Origin of the sequence: Legionella impletisoli (assembly GCF_900639875.1) — a bacterium.
Lineage (GTDB): Bacteria > Pseudomonadota > Gammaproteobacteria > Legionellales > Legionellaceae > Legionella_A > Legionella_A impletisoli.
The window spans coordinates 1-22537 of sequence record NZ_CAAAIA010000013.1; the positions used below are offsets into that span (position 1 = coordinate 1).

The following is a 22537-nucleotide window of genomic DNA, read 5'->3' on the forward strand; positions in this document are numbered from 1 at the left end:
CTCGATTTATTAGAACGATATGACCCAGGAGAACTTAAACAAATGCTTCGCCAAATAATAGGAGAAGCATTTGTGTAGATACCTATGGCTTTAAGCACAGCACCCATGCTAGAAACCCTCAAATCTGACCATATTGCGGTCAAAATCACTGTGCGTAGACGTGAATAAGTTAATGTTTGAAACACAACCTACCTGCTGTGCTTTAAGCACAGTACCCATGCTAGAAACCATCAAATCTGGCCATACTGCCAGTCAAAATCACCGTGCATAGACGTAAATAAGTTAATGTTTGAAACACAACCTACCTCCTGTGCTTTAAGCACAGCCCCATGCTAGAAACCATCAAATCTGACCATACTGCCGTCAAAATCACCGTGCATAGACGTAAATAAGTTAATGTTTGAAACACAACCTACCTGCTGTGCTTTAAGCACAGCATCCATGCTAGGAAATCAAAATTATAAAAGATGCGACACTCAAAATTGTGAGATGTCTTACTGCTTCAACTGTTCCTTTAAAGCCAGCAGCTCATCTCGTACCACCGCTGCTTGCTCAAATTCCATATTTTCAGCATGTGCATACATTTGTTTTTCTAAGACTTTAATTCGCTTAGCTAATTGTTCAGGATTAAGAAGTTCATAAACGCGAGGCTCTTCTTTGATGGTGTATTTACGCCCTCTTCCGGGAGTCGCTTCCATAATGTCGGTGACCGATTTTTTAATCGTTTTAGGGGTAATATCGTGTGCTTTGTTATAAGCTTTTTGTTTATCACGGCGACGCTTGGTTTCTTCAATGGCGCGCTCCATAGAGCCAGTCATTCTATCGGCATATAAAATCGCACGACCTTTAATGTTACGCGCAGCACGGCCAATGGTTTGAATCAGCGAGCGCTCGGAGCGTAAAAAACCTTCTTTATCGGCATCAAGAATTGCCACCAACGCAACTTCTGGCATATCAAGCCCTTCGCGAAGCAAGTTAATGCCCACTAATACATCAAATTCACCGAGCCTTAACTCACGTATAATTTCAACCCGCTCCACGGTATCAATGTCTGCATGAAGATAACGCACTTTAATGCCATGCTCATGTAGATATTCAGTTAAGTCTTCGGCCATGCGCTTTGTTAAAGTCGTTACCAAAACCCGCTCGCCTTCAGCGGCAACCTGGTGAATTTCCGATAATAAATCATCCACTTGATTTTTCACCGGGCGAACGATCACTTCTGGATCAACCAGTCCCGTCGGCCTTACGACTTGTTCCGCCACATTATCGGCTTTTTCCTGCTCATAGGGGCCAGGAGTGGCAGAAACGTAAATGGTTTGAGGCGATCGCTCAATAAATTCTTCAAACCGCATGGGACGATTATCTAATGCGGAAGGCAAACGAAATCCATAATGAACGAGCGTTTCTTTGCGAGCGCGATCGCCGCGATACATCCCTCCTATTTGCGGGACCGTGACATGCGATTCATCAATGACCAAAAGCGCATCCGCAGGTAGATAATCAAATAACGTCGGTGGAGGCTCGCCGCTTTGACGCCCAGATAAATAGCGTGAGTAATTTTCAATACCTGAGCAATATCCAAGCTCAAGCATCATTTCAATATCAAAATTGGTGCGTTGTTCCAGTCGCTGCGCTTCAAGAAGTTTTCCCTCTTTTCGAAACTCGGCGAGCCGCTCTTGTAATTCTTCTTTAACGAGATCAATAGTTTTTAAAATTCGTTCTCGTGGTGTCACATAGTGTGTTTTAGGAAAAATGGTGATTCTTGGTAAGCGCTGAAGCACCTCACCGGTTAAAGGATCAAATGTGGCAATGTTTTCTACTTCATCATCAAACAATTCAATGCGCACCGCATCTTTTTCAGCATCCGCTGGGAAAATATCGATCACATCACCGTGAACCCGAAATTGCCCACGAGAAAGCGTTTGCGGGCTGCGAATGTATTGCATTTCAGCAAGTCGCCTTAAAATTTTACGCTGATCGCATTGTTCTTTACGAGACACATGTAATACCATACGCAAGTACGAATCGGGATCACCTAATCCATAAATAGCGGAAACGGTGGCAACAATGATGGCGTCTTTGCGCTCAATGAGTGCCTTGGTTGCTGACAAGCGCATTTGTTCAATGTGCTCATTAATGGATGCATCTTTCTCAATGAAAGTATCTGAAGCAGGAACATAGGCTTCCGGTTGGTAATAATCATAATAAGAAACAAAATACTCGACTGCATTTTCTGGAAAGAATTGTTTAAATTCTCCATAAAGTTGTGCGGCCAAGGTTTTATTAGGTGCCATCACAAGCGTTGGCTTTTGCACTGCCTGAATAACATGGGCAATAGAATAGGTTTTACCAGAACCCGTTACACCTAATAAGGTTTGACGAGCCAAGCCCGATTCAATGCCTTCCACGAGCGAGGCAATTGCTATGGGTTGATCCCCTGCAGGCTGATAACTTGAGTGAATTTTAAATAACTTTTTCATTATATGAACTTTATCATAGGAGCAAACGGATGGATATTGTACTGGCTTCCCGCATACAGCAAGTTAAACCATCACCAACCTTGGCTGTGGCTGCAAAAGCATCGCAAATGAAAGCAGAAGGCCACGATGTCATTGGTCTTGGCACAGGTGAACCGGATTTCGATACACCTGAACATATCAAAAAAGCAGCCATTGCAGCCATTAACCACGGTTTTACTAAGTATACACCAGTTGACGGCATTCCTGACTTAAAAAAAGCCATCCAGAACAAATTTAAAGAAGACAATGGTCTTGATTACGAGCTCAATCAAATTCTAGTATCCGTAGGTGGAAAGCAAAGCATTTATAACCTTTGCCAAGCTTATTTAAATCCAGGCGATGAAGTGATCATTCCGGCGCCTTATTGGGTTTCTTACCCAGATATGGTGCTGTTAGCTGAAGCGACGCCCGTAATCATCTCGGCACCTTCCTCTCAACGCTATAAAATTACGCCTCAGCAATTAGAAGAAGCCATTACCCCCAAAACACGCTTGTTTTTTATTAATAGCCCATCGAATCCCTCAGGCATAGCATACACCTATGAAGAGCTGAAAGCCTTAGGCGAGGTGCTCAAAAAACATCCAAATATTTTAATTGCAACCGACGACATGTATGAACACATTCTTTGGTCGCAACCCTTCGTTAATATTTTAGATGCATGTCCTGAGCTTTATGATCAAACCATCGTCTTAAATGGTGTATCGAAAGCCTATTCCATGACTGGCTGGCGCATTGGTTATGCAGGTGGACCTAAAGCATTAATTTCCGCGATGAAAACCGTGCAATCACAATCCACCTCAAACCCATGCTCAATTGCTCAAAAAGCAGCAGTCGCAGCATTAACGGGTGGCAATGCGACCGTAAGAGAAATGGTTAAAGCCTTCCATGAGCGCCATAATTATGTGGTCAAACGCTTAAACGACATTCCAGGCGTCGAAGTCATTCCTGCCGACGGAACATTTTACATTTTCCCGAACGTTCAAGGCATTATTGACCGACGAGGATTTGCAAATGATCTAGAATTCGCTGATCGCTTATTACAAGACGTTGGTGTCGCACTAGTCCCAGGCTCCGCCTTCGGCAGCGAAGGCTGCATCCGCATATCCTTTGCCACCAGCATGGATATTTTGCGCGACGCCATGGATAGATTGCAAAAATTTTCAGAAAAATAAAGAAATTCCCAAAACACCCTTGACCTCCACGCGGAATCGATTTAAGATTCCGCCTCATTCCCCGGTAGCTCAGTCGGTAGAGCGGATGACTGTTAATCATTAGGTCGGCGGTTCGAGCCCGTCCCGGGGAGCCATTTAAATCAATGGCTTACGTGAAATTCATTTCTTACCAATTACACCATGGGGCACTAGCGGGGCATCTGGTGATAGCAGATAGCAACAATTGACAATAAAAAGCGGGGCTTTCCCAATTACGGGGGCACTTCAATCAACCGCACAACACTCTAACTCTTCATCTATAATTTTCAAAATTTCGGCTCTTCCCCATTTTCTTCTTTCTACTTAAAAACAATAAACTTAAGACATAAAAGTATGAATATCATCCAGAGAGGGAAAGCCAAGGTTCCTTTAATGCTTTCAAGGCTTGTTAATATCGCTAAAAGCTTCTCATTTTGTTTTGATTCAAGGATTTCCTTTTTCTCATCTTCTTTCTCTTCCTCTACGTCATCAAAGAGCTCATCAATATTTATACCTCTTAAATCTTGTTTTATATTTAAACTATTGCGTTGCGTTATTGTCATTTCAAAATCAGTATTACCTAATAGTCTAGGGGGGGTTATTTTACAATTTTCTGGGGTTTCAACCTTATGATATTTTTCATCAGCTAACACTTTGATGTAATACTCCCCCCCTGATGGTACCCCACATGATGCTGCTGCAGACCATTTTGAATAAAGCCCAGATGGAGTAGATAACATGATTTCAAATATATCAATACAGTTAGATATTATTAACTCAGAAATATGATCAAATTGTTGTTGAGTTAGGGTAAGATCGATAAATATTGAGTCATCAATAGTTTCTTCAAGAAACCCTTCTCCTTCAGTTGTATAACCTACATGACCTTTGATAAGACATTTTTCTTTGTCATTTGGGTTTTTTATTTTGCTAATATATAATCTGAAATCTTTTATTAATCTGTCAGTTCCAAACATTGAATACATAGTATCCCTTTTTAACACCTTGCCATCATTGCAATAGCCAGGGTGCAAAACTCCTCTAATACTTTCACTTTCTACTCTTGGCTCTTTTTCTTCTTCAACTTCTTCACTATTGGATGACGCCTCAATTTGTAAAAAATAATGGTGGCGAAGCTCGCTTGCTGTAAAATATAAGAATTCACATTCTAAGGGGATATAATCGCTTCGTTTTGAACCTTCTCTTATAGACCATGGAAAATCGTTGGAATCCTCTGAATTTTCAACAAGCAGGATTTTGTGCTTTAAGTTATAATCCACTACGAACCCTCCATAGAATTTTGTCCATATTAACTACTTCTTCTAAACGAAAAAATTATTTCTTAAATCGTTTTCAAAATCAGCATGCCAACAACTGGCATCCCCTGTTTCATAGGTTTTGCTTTTCCCTTTTCTTGAAATTGTTACTTTTCCATAGCTTGGACCGATCGTGTTAGGGGTTATAACATCGTGTTCATTTAAGTTAAATTCTTTCGAATTATAACCTCGATCACTACAAATATTTCTGAAATCTTCCAACTCATCGTCAGTTATTGTCTGATAGTTATTCATGATCAATCCTTATTTTTTTGTAATCTTTATATCGTCCGTTTTAGAGCCAAATAACAACTTTAAAAATTATTTTCTTAACGGCAGTAAAATTTAGCTATCAGTAAAATTGAAGCAATTCCAAGGAACAGTAGCTTGATTCCGAAACATATATCTCCGGAACTATTTATCCAGATAGGCCTTATAATTTCTTCCTTTGAATAAATTAGCTTCTTATCCAGTTTGGCCTCATATAACATAGCCAATTTCTTATTATTCATAGCCAACATGAAATACTGACCAGCATCGGCAATAAAAAAAAAGACTAAAAAAGTTAAAATAATCTTCAAATCTAACGATATTCCAGCTGATGGATTACTTAAAAAAAACCAACAGATACCTCCTTCAGCAAAAGCTAGCTGACGACATATACCTGAAAGCCGCGCAGTATTATTGCCATACACATTCCAAAACTTATCTTTGATTGCCGACTCAATTTTCTCCACTTCTTCTTTCGTTAATTCACTATTATTGCTCATTCATAATTCTCCAATTCGCCATTAATTAGAGGTTTATTTTGTGGGCCTTCATTCCCAGTATTTTTTAACAATGGTCGAAGTTGCTTTGCTTGGTTTTCTTTCAGGAAGCTAGAGGCTTCGTTATTTATTAGGTTTTTATTTGTAAATGGAATTGATACTTCTTTTTCCCCACATTTTTCAGGGCTTTTACATTTTATTGTTGCAATATAATCACCAGAGACTGATATGGACCAATTAATAGATATGCTGGATTTTGGTAAGCCGTTTTTTTCTAACGAGTTGTATATTTGTTTTTCGACTAACTGAAGATCATCAGGGGGGATATATTTATTTTCATCATTAGCATATGAAAGCAAAGAAACTGAGCAAATTAAAATTAAGCTCGCAAGTTTTATAATAAGCTTTAGCACTATATAAACTCCTTTTTATACAGCTATTAATTTGATAAGTATAGCAAATTCCATTGGTAAAAAACGAAACAAATTGTTGGATATAAATCTAGAGATTTTCCATAGTGCCCCATGAGTGCCCCACGTAATATTGATATTTGCTGTATGCCTTGTATTTATCAATACATACTGCAATTCACAATATGAATAACAATCATAAGTTGCAGAGAAAACGGTTTTGATATAGTGTGCTGTTTTTTTGTAATTTGTTAACAGTTGTTATGGCTAGTATTGAAAAAAGAACATCCAAAGAAGGTAAAATATCCTATAGGGTCAAAGTTAGGCTAAAGGGATACCCTACTCAAACAGCAACCTTTGATCGCAAGACAGACGCAAGAAAGTGGGTGCAACAAACCGAGTCTGCAATGCGAGAAGGCCGCCACTTCAAAACCTCTGAAGCAAAACGTCACACATTGTCCGAGGCAATTGAGCGTTATATTAGCGATGTAATACCTACAAAGCCTAAGAGTACAAGGAACCAAGTCGGTCAGTTAAAGTGGTGGCAAAAAAATATTGGAGATTACACTCTAGCAGATATTACACCAGCCTTAATCGGCCAATACAGAGATAAATTAGCAAAAACGCCTTCTCAACGAAATGATTCATTAAGCCCGGCAACCATTAATCGCTATCTTGCAGTGCTAAGTCATTTATTCACTATAGCAATGAAAGAATGGGGGTGGGTTGAGGAAAACCCTTTAAGAAAGGTTACTAAGCCTAAAGAATCTAATGGTCGTGTCCGATTTTTAGATGATCATGAGCGAGCGCTATTTTTATCTGAGTGTAAAAAAAGTGAAAGCCCCTATTTATATATCGCGGCAGTACTGGCGTTATCCACTGGTGGCAGAAGAATGGAAATAATGGGTTTACGCTGGAAAGATGTTGATTTGAATAGAGGGGTGATAACCCTGCATGAAACAAAAAATGGTGAACGAAGGGTTCTGCCTTTAGCAGGCCATGCGCTTGAACTAATGAAGGAACACTCAAAACTAAGACATGTAAACTGTGATTTTGTTTTTCCAAGCCACAATCTTAAAAAACCTATCGATCTAAGGACTCCCTTTGAAACAGCTTTAAAAAGAGCAGGTATTACTGATTTTCGTTGGCACGATCTTCGACATAGTTGTGCTTCGTATCTGGCAATGAACGGCGCAAGCCTTGCTGAAATTGCTGAAATTTTAGGGCATAAAACACTGCAAATGGTTAAACGATATGCACATTTATCTGATGCCCATACAAGCAAAGTTGTTGCGAATATGAACAATAAAATTTTTGGTGAAAAGGTATGACCTTTGATTTCCCTTTAAAATTCTCATCATCGCGCTATGGTGATCTCATAAATAAGATATTTAGGCACATCTATCCTGTTGATTACAGCAAATGGCAAAATATACGCATGATGAGTCTACTGGAATTTGCTTGCCTCTCAGCAGGCTTTGAACCAGCTCATACTGGATCATTGGATAGTTTTATTAATGAATTAAATGAAGCACTACACAATCTTGATAGCAATGAACTAAGATCGAATGCGCTTAGGCTTGATGACGATATAGTCAATAAATTTGCTAAATTTAATCGCGCCTATGCTGGTCGAGATGGATTAGATGTGTATGAAAAAATATTAAGCAATTCCAACTGTTTATTAAGCTATGCAGAAGTCATTTCCCGAGAGGCTATATTAATTAGTGAAGATGAGCGTAAGTTATATTCAATACCTAAATCTAATATTGAAATGTGGAGAACAGGTTTTTTAATTTGCTGGGCTAAAGGGCTACCTAATTTAAAAATTCCAAATGAAATAATAGCTTTTGACAAAGGTTTCGATAAAGAAAATGAAGCTTTAATAAAACAGTTGGTAACATTAGATCAAAATACTCTTTTGCATGAAGGCTGGTTTAATACAAATGCTTGTAGAGCTCCAAAATTATCTGCTTTGATTGATGGCTATGTTCAGGAAGAAAAGCTTGTAGCTTCTAAAAATAATAGGAATTTTTCGACAGGCAATATTGCCAAATATATTAAGAAAAATTTTGAGATAGTTAACCCAAATGATTCCGATGAAGAAAATTTTGTAAAAAAATTATCAGAAGTTGCAACCATTGAGCCAAAAGGGATTAGCTTAAAAAAAAGAGCCCCAAACAAAATAATTAAAAATCAGTAAGTTAATCAACGATATTAATTAGCCCCCCTAATTTAGGGGCCCATAGTTATCTAGAATTACTGTCTTTTCATCAACAATAATTCATCTCGAAAGATCACAAACCCCAGTGATTCTATTTAATTTTACGAGGTGACATATGAACAACCAACAAAAAATCCCTTCACTCTATACAGTTAAACAGTTCTGTGAAAAGCATCCAGCTTTTACCCATGGTGGTATTAGACACCATATCTTTCATGCCTCTACAAACGGCTTAGACGACATGAGCGTGATAGTGAGAAATGGGAGGAGAGTATTAATTGATGAAGCTGCTTTCTTTGAGTGGTTAATGAATCAATGAATATAGGATTAGTCGAGGGCCAAAATAAAAACCCAGACAAAGAAGCTATTTCAACAGGGATTAACGCCCACCCAATCAAGAGAAAAGCGTTAATCATCAAACTTTGGATTTTAGGGGGTGACCTCTCCCTTTTGTTAAGGACTTAACATGAAGGATTTTATATCAATTCTAGAAAATACGGTAGTTGCATCAACACAAACTGGAATTGCCACTACTGATAGGTTTGAAAATATTAAAGGCAAGGTTTTGTATAACCTGCTAAAACAACTGCCTTATGGCAATAAAGATGGGAGTCATTTTTTAAGAACCTCTTTAATCACAAATGATGGTCGTTGTATGCCGCGAAATGACGCTAATACTTATAACATGGCCAATCTAATTGTAATTGATTGTGACAAGCGAATTGATGAAGAAGGTTATGAAATTGAAGGTGCTCCTGACCCTTTAGCTGTTCATCAAACATTAAAAATCATGGGGATAGGACATATTCTTTATGGCTCATATTCCCATTATGCTGGTCAAAAAGGGAATCGATACAGAATTATTCTCGCCACCGATAAGCCATACGGCAGGAATCAGTTACCAGCTACTGTCGAGAAAATGATTATATCTTTAAATCAAAACCTAAAAGGGCACTTGCTGGCTTATGCCAAAGAGAACAATGTGTTTGCTCAAGGCTGGTATTATCCAAGAAAACCTTTTGGCTCTAATGTAGAGCTCTTGTATTTTGAATATCTAGATGGCTTACCAATTAAGGGGGCTAATTTTCAAAACATACCACCAACTAATCACACTGATCCTAAGAAAAAACATGGGTTAAGTGATCAAAATTCACCAATACAAGCATTTAATGAACAACATCAATTAACCACACTTTTGAGCCAATATGGTTATAAGCGGAAGCTTGTTACAAGTACACAGGAAAAATGGTTATCACCAGAATCATCATCAGGCATTGCTGGGATTACAGTTAGAGATGATAAATTTTTTAGTCATCATAATGATCCGTTTAACGATGGTTACTGGCATGATGCTTTCGACTTGGTGCGCGTTAGAGAAGGATTATCTCTTAAAGATGCTATTGCAAAGGCTGCACAAGAATCGATAGCAATTGATGACAGCGCCATATATGAACACAATAAAAAGCCCGTAAATCGGCAAATAAAAAATAACCCGCCAAGACAATTACCAGAATCAAGACCATCTGTTATGCCCTTTCAAGCAGAAATGCTGCCTGAAGCAATTAGAGATTATGTTTATGATGTCGCGGATCGTCAACAAAGCTTACCGGATTTTGTTGCGGTCGCAGCAATAGTTGGACTATCAGGACTCTTAGGCCGAAAAGCATCAATATGCCCCAAGCAGCTTGATGATTGGACCGTAACCCCTAATCAGTGGGGAGCAATTATTGGCCGTCCTTCTGCTATGAAGAGTCCAAGCATGAAAGAAGCTATCAAGCCATTAAGACAGTTTGATGTAGATTCTACTCAAGAGTTTGAAGAAAATTTACAAAATTATGAAGAAGAGTGTCAATTAATCGAATTGGAAAAACAGACGGCAAAAATCAAAGCTAAAAACGCTTTAAAAAAAGACGATAGGGAATCAGCTAAAGAGGCGTTAAAAATTTCGGAAAGCTCCTTTATGCCTACCCGTAAAAGACGGGTGGTCAATGATGCTACAGTGGAAAAACTTGGTGAGTTACTAAAAGAAAATTCGAATGGGCTGATATTGGTTCGCGATGAATTATCTGGCTGGTTAGCGAAATTAAACAAGGAAGAGCACCAAACCGACAGAGCCTTTTATCTTGAATGCTTTGATGGCAATGGTTATTACTCTTATGACCGTATTGGGCGTGGCACAATTGTTATTCCGAATTGTACTTTATCTATTATCGGAGGCATTCAACCAAGTAAAATAGCCACACTGGTTCGTGATGCCATCAGGGGAACGGCAGATGATGGATTGATTCAACGCTTTCAACTCGCCATATGGCCAGATAATGTTGGTTGCTGGGAATGGATTGATCGCGCCCCAAATCAACAAGCAAAAGAAAAATATAATGCCGTTTTTGAAATGCTTCATAAACTCAATTTCAACACGGTAGATGATGAGCCTCGTCTTTTTCGATTTACTAATGAAGCTCAAAATTTGTTTATTACGTGGATGAAAGAAATTCAAGAGGCGGCACGTGACTCAGATATTCATCCAGCCTTAGAAAGCCATATGCTTAAAATGCCACAAACTATTGCAGGGCTAGCACTACTATTTGAAGTAATTGATGGGGGGCGAGAGGCTGTCGGGGCTACTTCTACAGCCAGAGCATTAGATTGGGCTGACTATCTACTAAGCCATGCTAAACGGCTTTACAGTCTTGCAATGAATCACAGCCTTAACGGAGCAAAGCTTATTCTTGAGCGCAAATCCAAACTAGATAACCCATTTTCCGCAAGAGCTATACATCGAAAAGGCTGGTCTGGCCTTAACCGTATTGAAGATGTATATGATGCCTTAAATTGGCTTATTGATTATGGATATATTGTTGCAGAAACGGTAGCTTCGGTTGATACAAATGGCCGACCAAAAGTTGTTTACCACTGGATTGATTAAGAGAGATTTAACATGGGACGTTGGCTAAAAAAATTAAATGATATGCAAGAAAGTGAACTGACAAAACTGACAAATCCACCTTATGTCGGTTTTGTCAGTACCAAAGCAGAGGGTTTTCATAAAAAAAATAACAAAGATAAAGATTTGATTAATTTCGTACAGGGTTGCTTGAAAGATCTGGACATTAAACCTCAGCAAGTCATAGACAATCTCCTGTCTATAGAGGACGGGCAAGATATAATCAATGGAAATATTTCGCCACAGTCCTTACGGCTTCATATTCAGCTTTGGCTTAAAGCTGGCAAACCATATTATTCAGGAAAGGACTATTTACAATCAAAAAACATGTAATAATTTTAATCAATTGACACTTTGCATACTAATTAACTATAATATAGATAGCTCATCTACCATGTTGTAGAAGGAGTAACGGTAGCGTCTAATTTCACATTAGGCGCAGCCAGCCTATCTACTTTCACCGCTATTGTAACTTTCATATTCTTTTTGTAACTTTCTTTTGGAATGACCCCTTGTAACTGGATAAGCTGTCCAAAAAAGCGTGTAACTTTTTCTTTCAGATAATACGACTAGATACTCAGCTTCTTCAAACCACAATAGAATCCTTGTTTCTCCTTTGCGCTTATTTTTCCAGATCTTTAAAATACCGTTGTTATGATTATCGATTATAGGTTTTGGCCAAGCTATTCTCTCACATCGGCGCAGATCAGGTGTTCTTTCATTTTCAATCATTCCTTCAGAGATAATATGCCAAAATGTAGCATCTTTGTCATGCTCTTTGGGGTGCCTTTTACACCGACAGGCGTTCCATTATAAATTGGTTTTGAAGTAATAAAATTCTGAGTATATACACTGTAAAGATGCTCGAGATAACTATCCCAGTTTCCTTTATAACTGTTTAACTCAATGAGGTCTGGTAGCCATTCTGGATAAGGCATTAACAGCCCTCCCAGAAGAACAAGTTGAATTTATCTTCTTTAAATAGGGTGTTCTTATCCAAACTGTAGTGTGAATTTTCTTTTATTTTATCAATCAAGCTCATCTTTGCTTTCGTGCGCTCGGTTACATTATGGTAATAAGAAAGCGCCCCTATTAATAAATCAGCTAACTGCAATTGCTCTACTTCATGAGAGTGCGTTATTTGTAGCCGTTCAATTATTTTCTGGGAGAAATCATAATGGCTATTACAAAGTATCTCTCTTAGTTTTCTGACTTTGTTGCCACCCTGTGTATCTTTGATATCAATATATATTCGATAACATAAATCTGGGTTAAGAATGATTTTTAACAAGGTAAAATAAATTTTGTAATACCATTCGTCATGAGTCTGTAGAAATTTTCCATGATCAAGCTTGGTCTTATCTGCAATGACTGCCCTAAAATGCAAGTCTGGTTCATCAAAGAAATAATCGATTAATTCTTTATAAAATTCTAGTTTGGCATTAGACACTTTGTTCCATTTTATTTCTCTATACTGATTACCAAAGTGTTTAAACTTAATTGCCCTAATTTGATCAGCAGTTTTTTTCGTTTTATCCAAAGGACACCAAATAGCCCCTATAACCATGGATTTCTTACCGTCATTTTCTAAATGGCATGACTCATCACAATAGACATTAATTATTTTGCTCATTTTTCCCATCATTAGGCAGTTTTGTATTATATTTTCTCGCGCGATTACTTTGCCTAATCGCGTCTTTACCTATAGACGTTTTAGGACCTGTAGATAAACCACCATGTAATTTACAGCGCCCATTTACAGCTTTTTCTGTTGTCTTGTCCCATACGGTTGGAGCTTGGCAGGGCGTACTTTGCCTTGTTAATGCCCCACACTTGCCTCTTTTTGTTCGTGCTAGTTTAGGAGGGTTAGCTAAAATTGCAAAGCGTAAATTGAAATTTTTATCGAAGTAGTAAGTCGCCATGATTGTTCATCCTCATTATCAATCACTCCAGACCCCATGACGCGCGCGTGTATGGGTGTAACCTTTCAACTTTTAAGTAGATATATATGGAGCCTGTATATTCAAAAGTCAGTTAAAAATGAGCGCTTGTTAAGGGTGCAACGTCTTTATTCAAGAAATAAAAATAAATAACAGGCTCGCTATTATCAGAAAACGCATTTTCAATAATGTAATACTGGCCTATGTTTGAGCCTGTGCCTGATAAAGAAATAGGTCCATTGAGACATAAAAAGGATTGATTTTTAAAGTCAATCTTTAACCAAGAGGTATCCGTTGGGTAGAGGATACCTGGTTTGATTTCTGGGTTAACGGACTTATTGATAGCTTTTGTTAAATTAATCTTTTGATTATTTATTAATAAATAAGGCGTCTCATTGCATGTAACTGAACCAAAAATCTTTTTATTAAATTTAATCTCATATTGATTTTCACACTTATCTTCAACTTCAGACTGGTAATATCCATTATTGATCTCTAACAGGCTCACTGATGAGTTCTTAGGCTTTTCATCAATACAAGATCTTAAAACTTCAAAGGGTGGTTCTGCAAACAAAGATTGAATGAAAAATGCACACAAACATCCTGTAACAACTCTAATTATTGACATTGCTTTTTCCTCTTAGCTTTTAAAAATTCTTTGTTAAGTTTCCAAAATATCGTTTTACCATAAGCGGCTGTTGAATCATACTCATGATCGTATGAGCCTAAATCCGTTTCTTTTCGTCTGTGTGGTGGTTCATTAATAGAAAATAAATTATGGCTTGGGCTGGTAAATTTAAATCCATGTTGGTATTTATAATGCTGTTTTCCGCTTGTTTTTAAGTCATACCCATCCCAAAAGCATCCTCCATTGGCGTAATCAAAACCATTATAAAGTGCATTTCTGGCAGCATGGTAAGGTTTCTCAAAATTTTCTTCTATATCCGAGCACATCAGTTTTCTAAAGCGATAGTTACCATCAGAAATAACATATGAAAACGAAGGAAATGCTTTAAGTAATGATGCAACAGATGATTTTCGAGCCGCATTCCTTCTTCTAATAACCGCATAAGCAATACCTGCCATCTCTTCATAATTATCCATAGTCGAAGATTCCCCATAGGCAATAGCAGCTAAAAGCTTTTCTTCAGAAACACTATCAATTTTTATCCAGCACGAAAAATCAGGCCTTGAGCATGTTTTCTGATCGTTTGATAATGTCCATGAGGCGTTAGGGCAAGAGGGTACTGGAGCCTCGCACCAATGCGCACCCAGTGGAATTTTAAAAGAGCCATCAGCGCAAAGATCGCCACTTTGCACATATACAGCATTCCCAGAGGGATTCACGCAAAATTCTCCACCTGGAATATCGGTTGGCTTCATACCTAATGCTTTACAAACATCTTGCCACGTTTTTTCCATAATATCGCTTCTGCCATTGACGGTGTAACGTTCATCAATCTTGTAATTATTGGTTGTAATTGAAGTAATGGTTTCTGAATGTATGGGAGAATAACTCATCCAAAAACTAAAAAAGATGATTAATCTATGAAACAAATAATTGCGCATAGTGCTCTTTAAATACCAATGAGCAAATATTTTACATCATCACGTTCATAAAAGCGAAATATTAACTGGCTAATTTGGGACACTGGTGGGGCACTAAACCACAATAGATAGCAGAAAATGACAATAACCATGAACAAGTGTATTTCAATAACCTTTTGATTTATTTGTTTTTATTGACTGAGGTTGATTATGATTTATAGTTCGCGTATAACTGTTAATCATTAGGTCGGCGGTTCGAGCCCGTCCCGGGGAGCCAAATCCCACCAGGCTTCTAGCTCGATTCATCAAAACATCAAATTGGCTCTTCCCCAAATCCGGGGGCACTTTACTCATCTGCACAGCACTCTAACTCTTAATCTATAGTTTTCAAAATTTCTAAATCCATAAGCCCTTCGTTGAATCAATTTCATCTTTCGATGAAACCCTTCAGCAAGCGTAGGCTGGGCTGAAAAGCCCAGCACACCCTATTGAATTCCATTCACACATTCGTTATAAACACCCAAAACGGAATAATAAGAAACCAACCTTATGCGTTACAGAAGAGTCCTCGTGCCTGGGGCCACTTATTTTTTTACTGTGAATCTGCAACATAGAAACAGTAATTTGCTTATTCAACGAATTGATGCCTTAAGGTTTGCTTTTAAAAAAGTACAGCAAAAACACCCTTTTTATATAGACGCCATTGTCATCATGCCAGACCATTGGCACATCGTGATGACCTTGCCTGAAAACGACATGAACTACCCTGCTCGTCTGAGCTTAATAAAATCTACCTTTTCCAGACAAATTGAACATAAGGAAGATGTATCTCAATCTCGGAAAAACAAACGTGAACGTGGTATCTGGCAAAGGCGATATTGGGAACATGTCATTCAAGACTCATGCGATTATGAACACCACATCAATTATATTCATTTTAATCCTGTCAAACACGGCCATGTTCTTAAGCCCTCGGATTGGAAATACTCTAGTATCCACCGTTTTATCAATAAAGGCATCTTAAGCCAAAACTGGACTTACAATGATAATTTTAAACCTTTGAAATTTGGAGAATAACGTGCTGGGCTTTTCAGCCCAGCCTACGCTTGCTACTCTTTTGTGCTTTCTTGAGACTCCATTTCTCTTGCTTTTGACAAGGCAGATGCAACCATTCCAGCAGGAACCGCAACGACACCTAACCCAACAACTAAAACAAAAAAAGTAAATATTTTCCCACCAACTGTAATAGGGTAAATATCTCCATAACCAACGGTTGTTAAAGTGGCTACGGCCCACCATAAACTATGAAAAACAGAACTGAAAGTTTCGGGCTGGGCTTGGTTTTCAAAATAATAAATACCAACCCCTGCAAGAAAAAGAATAATTAAAGCTGCGGATAAAAATAGAGCGAGTTCTTCTTTGGCGATTATAAATGCCTGATGAATTCTCTTGGCAGCCGCATTATATCGAGCTAATTTAAAAATTCTTACCAAACGCAACAGCCTAAAGGCTCTTATTGAACGCAAGTCGATACCTATGGATAGATAAAAGGGAAGAATAGCTAATAAATCGACAATCCCAAAAAATGAAAAAATATAAGTTTTTTTATCGCTGGCAACATAAATACGTAATCCATACTCCAAGGTGAAAATTAAAACGGTAATGATTTCAATAATCTTTAAAATAAATCTTGAGTTCTCAGACAAGTTAGGGAAAGTTTCGACTGAAAAGGTAATCAAAGACAGTACGATCAGTGATTGAATGATGATATCAAATAATCTGCCTGCTAACGTATTTGAGTCTTCAACAATATTTTTTAAATTTGCCATAGATTTCAATAGATTATGATCTGTAATTTTTAACTTATCAGCTTTATTCATGAATATCATTATCTTGTTGATGCTTTACTATAATTAACAAATATATCGCATCGAGAAGGAATTTAATTTGGGTAGTCGGTTTTCAAAAAGGATAACGTTATTTCCGGGATTTCGTATAAATTTTGGCAAACGTGGAATCAGTACCACTGTTGGACCGCGTGGTTTTTCTTTAGGTTTAGGAAGACAGGGGGTATATGGGAATGTTGGATTGAGAGGAACAGGCCTGTCTTATCGTACTAAATTAATGGATAATCAGGGTCGTATGGCATCTCAAAGTCAATGTAAAACTGGAGATAATTTTTTCAAATTGGCTATAGACGATAACTATGATTTGCTAATCCTCGATGAAGATGGATATACATTATCCGGCACTGCAGAAAGAAAGGTTAAAAAATACAATCGACATGAAATCTTCTCATTTTTAGAAGACTACGCTGAACGTTTCAATCAAGAGTTACAATTGAGCATTAACCAGCATCGTTTAACACCAAAACCGGATGATAGTTTATTTAAAGTTTCAGATTTCACAATTCCTAAACCTGATTTGCCAAGGCTAAAAAAGAAAGGTTTTTTTTCCAAGCTGCTGCGATTAGATAGCTACATTGATAATAAAAATGCAAGATTGCAACAAGCTTATGATAAAGAACTGGCAGATTGGAATAAACAATGGCAATCCTATCTAGCCCAAAAAAAAGGATATCTTGAGCAATTGTATCAAGCACAAACAGGGTATGTTGATGCAATGGAAAAAACATTACAGCATTTAATGAATGAAATTCAATGGGAAAAAGAAACTTATCTTTCATTTGAGATCAATAACTCTGGTGATGAATTATCGATAGATATTGATTTGCCAGAGATAGAAGACATACCAAATAAGGAAGCGAACGCAATTGAAAGAGGGCTTAAGCTAAGTATTAAAGAAAAAAGTGCAAAAGAAACTAAAACCGATTACCAGCAGTGTATTTTCTCAATATTATTCAGGATCGCCGGCCTTTCTTTTACAGCATTACCAACACTTGGGAAGGTTACCTTATCCGGTTACACTCAACGCTCAAATAAAAGTACTGGCGATATTGAAGATGTTTATATAGTTTCTGCAGTAATAGACAGAAATCAGTGGCAACAATTAAATTTCGATGCTTTAGAGGATATTGATCCAGTCTCAGCATTTCAAAATTTTAATTTAAAATGTGAGCTAAAAAAGAATGGCGATTTTTGCAAAATAAAGCCTTTTTAAACGGCTAGTTGAATCGATCTTAATTAAGAAGTAAAAAAAGAGGAATATCAAAATGACAGGACGATTTTATATAAGACCCATACTGCTATTTATCCTCTTTATTTGTTTTGGAAATGTACTTGCCTTAAGTGAAATGGACTTAAAGATTTGCAACGCATACGAAAATCAACAAGATAAAGATAATTGTATTAAAGAGCTAGAAAAAAGACCGAAAGAAATTAGTTCAAAAAGCACACAAACATTGAAATATAAAGTGGTAAAGGATGTTTATAATAAAGCACTTAAAAAGTGCAATGTGACTATTGTATTGAGCCAAAAAATCACAAAGACAAAATTAATAAAAATAGGCAAGCAATTAAAAGCAGAAAGACCTCATTGCTATCGACTATGGACTTTTTATTATACATCCAATATGAAGATAGGCAGCGTGGCCTGGGCAACTACTCATTTCACTCCTGATCTTGAAGTTGACATTTTCGGCTCAACAGCAGAAGAAGATCTATCAATACAAAAATTATCTGCGACAAACAATTCTATTTTGGGGCAGTGGAAAAGCGAACAAACCCTCATGGGAGCAATAATAACGTTATATAAATCTGATAATGGGGATTTTAGGATCAAAACGGTTTTTCCGGATAAGAGTATTTCAGATGAAAAAGTGGTTAAATCTAGCCAGAATGGAAAAATCCGGTATGACGATAACAATACACATGGTGAGTATTACATAATTGAAGACAATGGAAATTTAGGTTTTTATGGAAATAATGGAAAATTTGGAGAGGCAATTAAAATAAATTAAGTTGTTGTGGAAGTGTTTCATTTTTTTCATTTAATATTTCATTTTTCTTGCTAGAAAACTCTGCTTCCACAAGAATGCCCTTATCCCTTAATTTTGCTAAGGTTTCTAGCAAGCCTAGGCTGGGCTGAAAAGCCCAGCACACCCTATTGAATTCCATTCACACTTTCGTTATAAATACCAAAAAAAGGAATAATAAGAAACCAACCTGATGCATTACAGAAGAGTTCTCGTGCCAGGGGCCACTTATTTTTTTACTGTGAATCTGCAACATAGAAACAGTAATTTGCTTATTCAACGAATTGATGCCTTAACTCATGCTTATCAGCCCAGCCTACACTTGCTTGCATGAGAGCTATACTCTCTAAGAACAGCTTAAGTTTAAAATTTGGTTGAGAAAAAGATGAGTCTCTCACTGTACACGGAAGAGGAATGTGAAAAAATTGCACGCCAAGCTTCTTTAAGGTACATCAACGATCATCATCCTGGCTTTTCCAGGAAAAAGTGCGGGAAGGGGTTTGCTTATTATGATTTGGATGGCCAGCATATAAAAAAGCCAAAACGTTTGAAGCGCATTACAAATCTAGCCATACCCCCGGCATATAAAAATGTTTGGATTTCTCCTTTTGAAAACAGTCATCTTCAAGCCACAGGAATAGATAAAAAGGGTCGAAAGCAATATATTTATCATCCTTTATGGAAAAAAATGCGGAAAAAACAGAAATTTGACCTAATGCCTGCATTTGGATCTCTATTACCGACCATACGTGATTTCATTCACAAAGAGCTTAATAAATCAATTACCATTAATAAATTACAAATCATCTGCGCGATTACATATCTTTTAGATAAATTTAGTGTTCGGATCGGGAACCCCCTCTATTCCAAAGAGAACCAATCTTTTGGCATAACCACCTTACGTAAAAAGCATTTATCGCTTGATGAAAAACAGGTTGCGCTTGATTTTAAAGGAAAAAATTCGAAAATGTGGCATATTCTTCTAAAAAACAAAAAAATGATTCGGCTCTTAAAAAAATGCAATGAATTACCTGGTTATGAGTTATTCAAATACCTAGATGAAACAAACAAGCTTCATGTAATAAGCTCCCAAGATGTGAATGGGTTTTTACATGCTCTAACCCAAAAACCGTTCACAGCAAAAGATTTTCGAACCTGGGCGGCATCGCGAGAATTTTTTATGGGCATAATACAAACTTTAATAAAAAATAAATCAATTACTCAAAATCAAATGACCGAAATTATAAAACAAGTGGCAAAAAAACTAGGTCATACCCCGAACATATGCCAAAAAAGCTATCTACATCCACACATTTTATTATATTACCAAAATGAACGATTACATGATTGGATAAATCGGAATCAAGAAATTTTAGCTGACTTAAAGAAAAATCATGATGAAATTTTTTTACACTGGTTGCAAACAAAATAGCTTTTCAGAATTTTAGGTAAGATTTTCTGAGGCAATTCATAAATTTCTGCTATAGTTACAAAATTCATCTGTACTCTTCCAGGAATGGGCGCCTCGAATTTTCATGATGCCGCTTTGCTAAAAGGTGGGCAAAGCGAACCGAGCCCGCAAAATTTAATGTAACCATGCCATACGTGATAAGGATGCCACGATGATGAACCGCATTGTCAATTACTTAGCTACCTATCTTTTGTCAATAATCATCTCAACCATTTCCTTAACAGCCTATGCAGACGATCCGGGAGAAGTAGCCAGGCTCAGTTTTACAGAAGGCCCTGTCAGCTTTTTGCCTGCTGGAGAAAACAAATGGGTCAAGCCCAAACTTAATCGACCGTTGATCACAAGTGATCGTCTCTGGTCTGAAACCGGAGCGAAAGTCGAACTACAACTTCCTAATGCTTTAATTCATATGGCAGGACAAACAAGCTTAAAAATTACCAATCTCACTCACACGATCAAGCAGTTACAAATCTCTCAAGGGACCTTAATATTACAGCTATTGAATCTAAAATCCGGTCAAACCTATGAAATCGATACCCCAAATCTTGCTTTTGTAATGAGTAAACCAGGCACTTATCGGGTGGATGTTCTTCTAAACAGTACCCAGATTAGCGTCATAAAAGGTTCAGGAAAGGCGTTCGGAAGTCATGCAAATTATGAAATTCAATCGGGGTATACTTGCCGTTTTACCGGAACGAACTTATCCCCATTTAGCTGCGCTAAAATAGGTAAGTTGGATACCTTTGCCCAATGGAGTATGGAACGGGTAAAACGATTACAACAATCTGCCGCTGCTAAACATGTTTCCCCCAGTTTGATTGGACACGAAGCACTCGTTGAGTATGGCCAATGGAAAACTGTTAAACGCTATGGAAAGATTTGGACGCCTGATAAAGTCCCTGCCAATTGGGCTCCCTATCGTATGGGGCAATGGACTTGGATCAGCGGATGGGGTTGGACATGGGTGGATGACCAACCCTGGGGATTTGCTCCTTTTCATTATGGACGTTGGGTATACATCGAAGAAGAGTGGGGGTGGGTTCCTGGCCCCATCGTTGAAGAAGTTGTCTATGCTCCTGCATTAGTAGTCTTCGTTGGCGATAGCAGCTCTCCGTTGCAGCTTTCTTCTGGTGTGCCCGGTGTAGCATGGTTCCCTTTAGGCCCCGGGGAAGTCTATATCCCACCCTATGAAGTCAGCCAGAACTATTTTATTCAAGTTAACACCAGCAATACCATCATTAATCAAGCCGACGTGATTAACATTTATAATAATCCGCCGTCCACACTAACGTATCAGAACGCTACGACCCCCACCGCAGTCACAGCTGTTCCAGCGGAGGTATTCGTTCAATCTGAACCAGTTATGACATCTATTACTCCTTTATCGGCTGAAGTTTTAACCAGCGCCCCAAAATCACAAGTGGCTCCGGTAGCTCCAGAATCCACCAGCGTTTTAGGTACTAATACCGCTGCAAGCGCGCCCCCAGAAGAAATCACTCAACGTTCTATTGTTGTGAAAAACGAACCACCTCCTCCCCCAGTTCCCTTTTCGGAAACTGAAAAATTATTAGAACAAAATCCAGGCGTGCCTTTATCATCAGTCAACATGAAGAAATTACAAAACAAAAACACCGCAGAGAAATCTACCGAAACAGTGGTCCCTGTGGCAGAAGAAACTAAGCCAGCGAAGCCAACTGCTGCACAAATGACGATACCAGAAGCTGGACAGCCAGAATCTATTCCTTTAGAGCCTGGGATTGTTGAGCCGCAAACGGCGCCTGAAACAACAGCACCTGCTGTTACAAAACCACAACCCGAGTCGACCCCAACTCCATCAGAGGAAGTCATTCAAGCGCCGCTTGAAGAATCTCCGGCCGTAACGAGCCAACCTACAGCCCAACCGCCTGCTAAGGAAGAACCCTCCATTGAAGCTCTACCACCTGTCGAGAAAAAAGAACCCGATCCAGCAGCGCCTCCACAAGCTATCGAAGAAACACTAGAGCCATCCAAACCTGCTCCCGGAAAGCCTGCAGCTCAAGAGCTTGTGCCTGAACCAACAACGGCCCAGCCAGTACCGCAGGGTAAGCCCACTAAAGCAACCCAATCAACAACCAAGAAAGAAAAAAATAAAACGACGGATGAATCCTCTGAAACAAATGGCGCTAATTCTATAGACACATCGGATGAAGAGGATTCTAGGGGAGGGGAATAGCAATTGTAACCTGATAGAACCTTTAATCAAGTCATGCTTGCGACCTCAGGATCCAGATT

General features: G+C 38.2%; 21 protein-coding genes, 1 tRNA gene and 1 pseudogene. 12 read left to right on the forward strand and 11 right to left on the reverse strand.

What is annotated here, in order from left to right:
- Positions 1-494: 494 nt before the first annotated feature.
- Positions 495-2483 carry an excinuclease ABC subunit UvrB gene (gene uvrB / locus E1O41_RS10930; RefSeq protein WP_131777375.1) on the reverse strand — a complete coding sequence of 663 codons (1989 nt, stop codon included), beginning with the start codon at positions 2481-2483 and terminating at the stop codon, positions 495-497.
- A 29-nt stretch (positions 2484-2512) separates the two neighbouring features.
- Here uvrB and E1O41_RS10935 point away from each other — a divergent pair, with 29 nt between their 5' ends.
- Together E1O41_RS10935 and E1O41_RS10940 are read left to right on the forward strand one after the other, a co-directional pair.
- Entirely contained in the window at positions 2513-3694 is a 1182-nt protein-coding gene (locus E1O41_RS10935) for a pyridoxal phosphate-dependent aminotransferase (RefSeq protein ID WP_131777376.1), read from the forward strand.
- 58 nt (positions 3695-3752) lie between these two features.
- A tRNA-Asn gene (locus E1O41_RS10940) sits at positions 3753-3828 on the forward strand.
- A gap of 204 nt (positions 3829-4032) precedes the next feature.
- Here the strand turns inward: E1O41_RS10940 and E1O41_RS10945 are convergent.
- The 4 genes from E1O41_RS10945 to E1O41_RS10960 form a co-directional block, all read right to left on the reverse strand.
- Positions 4033-4992 carry a hypothetical protein gene (locus E1O41_RS10945; RefSeq protein WP_131777377.1) on the reverse strand — a complete coding sequence of 320 codons (960 nt, stop codon included), beginning with the start codon at positions 4990-4992 and terminating at the stop codon, positions 4033-4035.
- A 42-nt stretch (positions 4993-5034) separates the two neighbouring features.
- Positions 5035-5283, reverse strand: coding sequence for a hypothetical protein (locus E1O41_RS10950; RefSeq protein WP_131777378.1), 249 nt, complete (start codon positions 5281-5283; stop codon positions 5035-5037).
- 74 nt (positions 5284-5357) lie between these two features.
- Positions 5358-5798 (reverse strand): hypothetical protein, encoded by a 441-nt coding sequence (locus tag E1O41_RS10955; protein ID WP_131777379.1) that lies wholly within the window; start codon positions 5796-5798, stop codon positions 5358-5360.
- Positions 5795-6208, reverse strand: coding sequence for a hypothetical protein (locus E1O41_RS10960; protein ID WP_131777380.1), 414 nt, complete (start codon positions 6206-6208; stop codon positions 5795-5797). The genes E1O41_RS10955 and E1O41_RS10960 overlap by 4 nt, the downstream gene beginning before the upstream one ends.
- Before the next feature lie 260 nt (positions 6209-6468).
- On the opposite strand from E1O41_RS10960, the gene E1O41_RS10965 reads away from it, so the two are divergent.
- From E1O41_RS10965 to E1O41_RS10985, 5 genes are all read left to right on the forward strand, one after another.
- A complete protein-coding gene (locus tag E1O41_RS10965; protein WP_131777381.1) occupies positions 6469-7536 on the forward strand; it encodes a tyrosine-type recombinase/integrase in 1068 nt (355 codons plus the stop codon).
- Positions 7533-8408: a hypothetical protein gene (locus E1O41_RS10970; protein ID WP_131777382.1), complete on the forward strand. Its 876-nt coding sequence runs from the start codon at positions 7533-7535 to the stop codon at positions 8406-8408. Before E1O41_RS10965 ends, E1O41_RS10970 begins: the two co-directional genes overlap by 4 nt.
- 136 nt (positions 8409-8544) lie before the next feature.
- On the forward strand, positions 8545-8748 hold the full coding sequence (locus E1O41_RS10975) for a hypothetical protein (RefSeq protein ID WP_131777383.1): 204 nt from the start codon (positions 8545-8547) through the stop codon (positions 8746-8748).
- A 147-nt stretch (positions 8749-8895) separates the two neighbouring features.
- Positions 8896-11355 carry a YfjI family protein gene (locus E1O41_RS10980; protein ID WP_131777384.1) on the forward strand — a complete coding sequence of 820 codons (2460 nt, stop codon included), beginning with the start codon at positions 8896-8898 and terminating at the stop codon, positions 11353-11355.
- A gap of 12 nt (positions 11356-11367) precedes the next feature.
- Complete coding sequence (locus tag E1O41_RS10985) at positions 11368-11706, forward strand: hypothetical protein (protein ID WP_131777385.1); 339 nt, start codon at positions 11368-11370, stop codon at positions 11704-11706.
- Positions 11707-12310: 604 nt separating this feature from the next.
- Here E1O41_RS10985 and E1O41_RS10995 read toward each other — a convergent pair.
- The 5 genes and pseudogenes from E1O41_RS10995 to E1O41_RS11015 all read right to left on the reverse strand — a co-directional run.
- Positions 12311-13006 (reverse strand): DUF3800 domain-containing protein, encoded by a 696-nt coding sequence (locus tag E1O41_RS10995; protein WP_131777386.1) that lies wholly within the window; start codon positions 13004-13006, stop codon positions 12311-12313.
- Positions 12990-13295, reverse strand: coding sequence for an HGGxSTG domain-containing protein (locus E1O41_RS11860; RefSeq protein WP_188668259.1), 306 nt, complete (start codon positions 13293-13295; stop codon positions 12990-12992). The genes E1O41_RS10995 and E1O41_RS11860 overlap by 17 nt, the downstream gene beginning before the upstream one ends.
- 112 nt (positions 13296-13407) lie before the next feature.
- On the reverse strand, positions 13408-13941 hold the full coding sequence (locus tag E1O41_RS11005; RefSeq protein ID WP_131777387.1) for a hypothetical protein: 534 nt from the start codon (positions 13939-13941) through the stop codon (positions 13408-13410).
- Positions 13932-14882: a hypothetical protein gene (locus tag E1O41_RS11925; protein WP_229669388.1), complete on the reverse strand. Its 951-nt coding sequence runs from the start codon at positions 14880-14882 to the stop codon at positions 13932-13934. Before E1O41_RS11925 ends, E1O41_RS11005 begins: the two co-directional genes overlap by 10 nt.
- Before the next feature lie 329 nt (positions 14883-15211).
- Positions 15212-15313, reverse strand: a pseudogene (locus E1O41_RS11015) (transposase); the annotation flags it as partial.
- Between the two features lie 97 nt (positions 15314-15410).
- Here E1O41_RS11015 and E1O41_RS11020 point away from each other — a divergent pair.
- The gene (locus E1O41_RS11020; RefSeq protein WP_131777388.1) at positions 15411-15938 is read left to right on the forward strand and encodes an REP-associated tyrosine transposase; all 528 of its coding nucleotides are present in this window, start codon (positions 15411-15413) and stop codon (positions 15936-15938) included.
- Between the two features lie 32 nt (positions 15939-15970).
- Here the strand turns inward: E1O41_RS11020 and E1O41_RS11025 are convergent, their stop codons facing one another.
- Positions 15971-16741 carry an ion transporter gene (locus E1O41_RS11025; RefSeq protein ID WP_207384525.1) on the reverse strand — a complete coding sequence of 257 codons (771 nt, stop codon included), beginning with the start codon at positions 16739-16741 and terminating at the stop codon, positions 15971-15973.
- Positions 16742-16808: 67 nt separating this feature from the next.
- On the opposite strand from E1O41_RS11025, the gene E1O41_RS11030 reads away from it, so the two are divergent.
- From E1O41_RS11030 to E1O41_RS11050, 4 genes are all read left to right on the forward strand, one after another.
- On the forward strand, positions 16809-17981 hold the full coding sequence (locus E1O41_RS11030; protein ID WP_165481184.1) for a DUF4236 domain-containing protein: 1173 nt from the start codon (positions 16809-16811) through the stop codon (positions 17979-17981).
- Between the two features lie 52 nt (positions 17982-18033).
- Positions 18034-18780, forward strand: coding sequence for a hypothetical protein (locus E1O41_RS11035; protein WP_131777390.1), 747 nt, complete (start codon positions 18034-18036; stop codon positions 18778-18780).
- A gap of 400 nt (positions 18781-19180) precedes the next feature.
- Positions 19181-20227 (forward strand): DNA topoisomerase IB, encoded by a 1047-nt coding sequence (locus E1O41_RS11045; protein WP_131777391.1) that lies wholly within the window; start codon positions 19181-19183, stop codon positions 20225-20227.
- Positions 20228-20417: 190 nt separating this feature from the next.
- Positions 20418-22478, forward strand: coding sequence for a DUF6600 domain-containing protein (locus E1O41_RS11050; protein ID WP_131777392.1), 2061 nt, complete (start codon positions 20418-20420; stop codon positions 22476-22478).
- Positions 22479-22537: the final 59 nt, after the last annotated feature.

Excerpts from the sequence above, each read along its gene's own strand:
- E1O41_RS11050 (WP_131777392.1), top strand. The coding sequence starts at position 20,418 with ATGATGAACCGCATTGTCAATTACTTAGCTACCTATCTTTTGTCAATA.
- E1O41_RS10950 (WP_131777378.1), bottom strand. The coding sequence starts at position 5,283 with ATGAATAACTATCAGACAATAACTGACGATGAGTTGGAAGATTTCAGA.
- E1O41_RS10995 (WP_131777386.1), bottom strand. The coding sequence starts at position 13,006 with ATGAGCAAAATAATTAATGTCTATTGTGATGAGTCATGCCATTTAGAA.
- E1O41_RS10970 (WP_131777382.1), top strand. The coding sequence starts at position 7,533 with ATGACCTTTGATTTCCCTTTAAAATTCTCATCATCGCGCTATGGTGAT.
- E1O41_RS10985 (WP_131777385.1), top strand. The coding sequence starts at position 11,368 with ATGGGACGTTGGCTAAAAAAATTAAATGATATGCAAGAAAGTGAACTG.
- E1O41_RS11020 (WP_131777388.1), top strand. The coding sequence starts at position 15,411 with ATGCGTTACAGAAGAGTCCTCGTGCCTGGGGCCACTTATTTTTTTACT.
- E1O41_RS11035 (WP_131777390.1), top strand. The coding sequence starts at position 18,034 with ATGACAGGACGATTTTATATAAGACCCATACTGCTATTTATCCTCTTT.
- uvrB (WP_131777375.1), bottom strand. The coding sequence starts at position 2,483 with ATGAAAAAGTTATTTAAAATTCACTCAAGTTATCAGCCTGCAGGGGAT.
- E1O41_RS11860 (WP_188668259.1), bottom strand. The coding sequence starts at position 13,295 with ATGGCGACTTACTACTTCGATAAAAATTTCAATTTACGCTTTGCAATT.
- E1O41_RS10965 (WP_131777381.1), top strand. The coding sequence starts at position 6,469 with ATGGCTAGTATTGAAAAAAGAACATCCAAAGAAGGTAAAATATCCTAT.
- E1O41_RS10975 (WP_131777383.1), top strand. The coding sequence starts at position 8,545 with ATGAACAACCAACAAAAAATCCCTTCACTCTATACAGTTAAACAGTTC.
- E1O41_RS10980 (WP_131777384.1), top strand. The coding sequence starts at position 8,896 with ATGAAGGATTTTATATCAATTCTAGAAAATACGGTAGTTGCATCAACA.
- E1O41_RS10955 (WP_131777379.1), bottom strand. The coding sequence starts at position 5,798 with ATGAGCAATAATAGTGAATTAACGAAAGAAGAAGTGGAGAAAATTGAG.
- E1O41_RS11045 (WP_131777391.1), top strand. The coding sequence starts at position 19,181 with ATGAGTCTCTCACTGTACACGGAAGAGGAATGTGAAAAAATTGCACGC.
- E1O41_RS11005 (WP_131777387.1), bottom strand. The coding sequence starts at position 13,941 with ATGTCAATAATTAGAGTTGTTACAGGATGTTTGTGTGCATTTTTCATT.
- E1O41_RS11025 (WP_207384525.1), bottom strand. The coding sequence starts at position 16,741 with ATGAATAAAGCTGATAAGTTAAAAATTACAGATCATAATCTATTGAAA.
- E1O41_RS11925 (WP_229669388.1), bottom strand. The coding sequence starts at position 14,882 with ATGCGCAATTATTTGTTTCATAGATTAATCATCTTTTTTAGTTTTTGG.
- E1O41_RS10935 (WP_131777376.1), top strand. The coding sequence starts at position 2,513 with ATGGATATTGTACTGGCTTCCCGCATACAGCAAGTTAAACCATCACCA.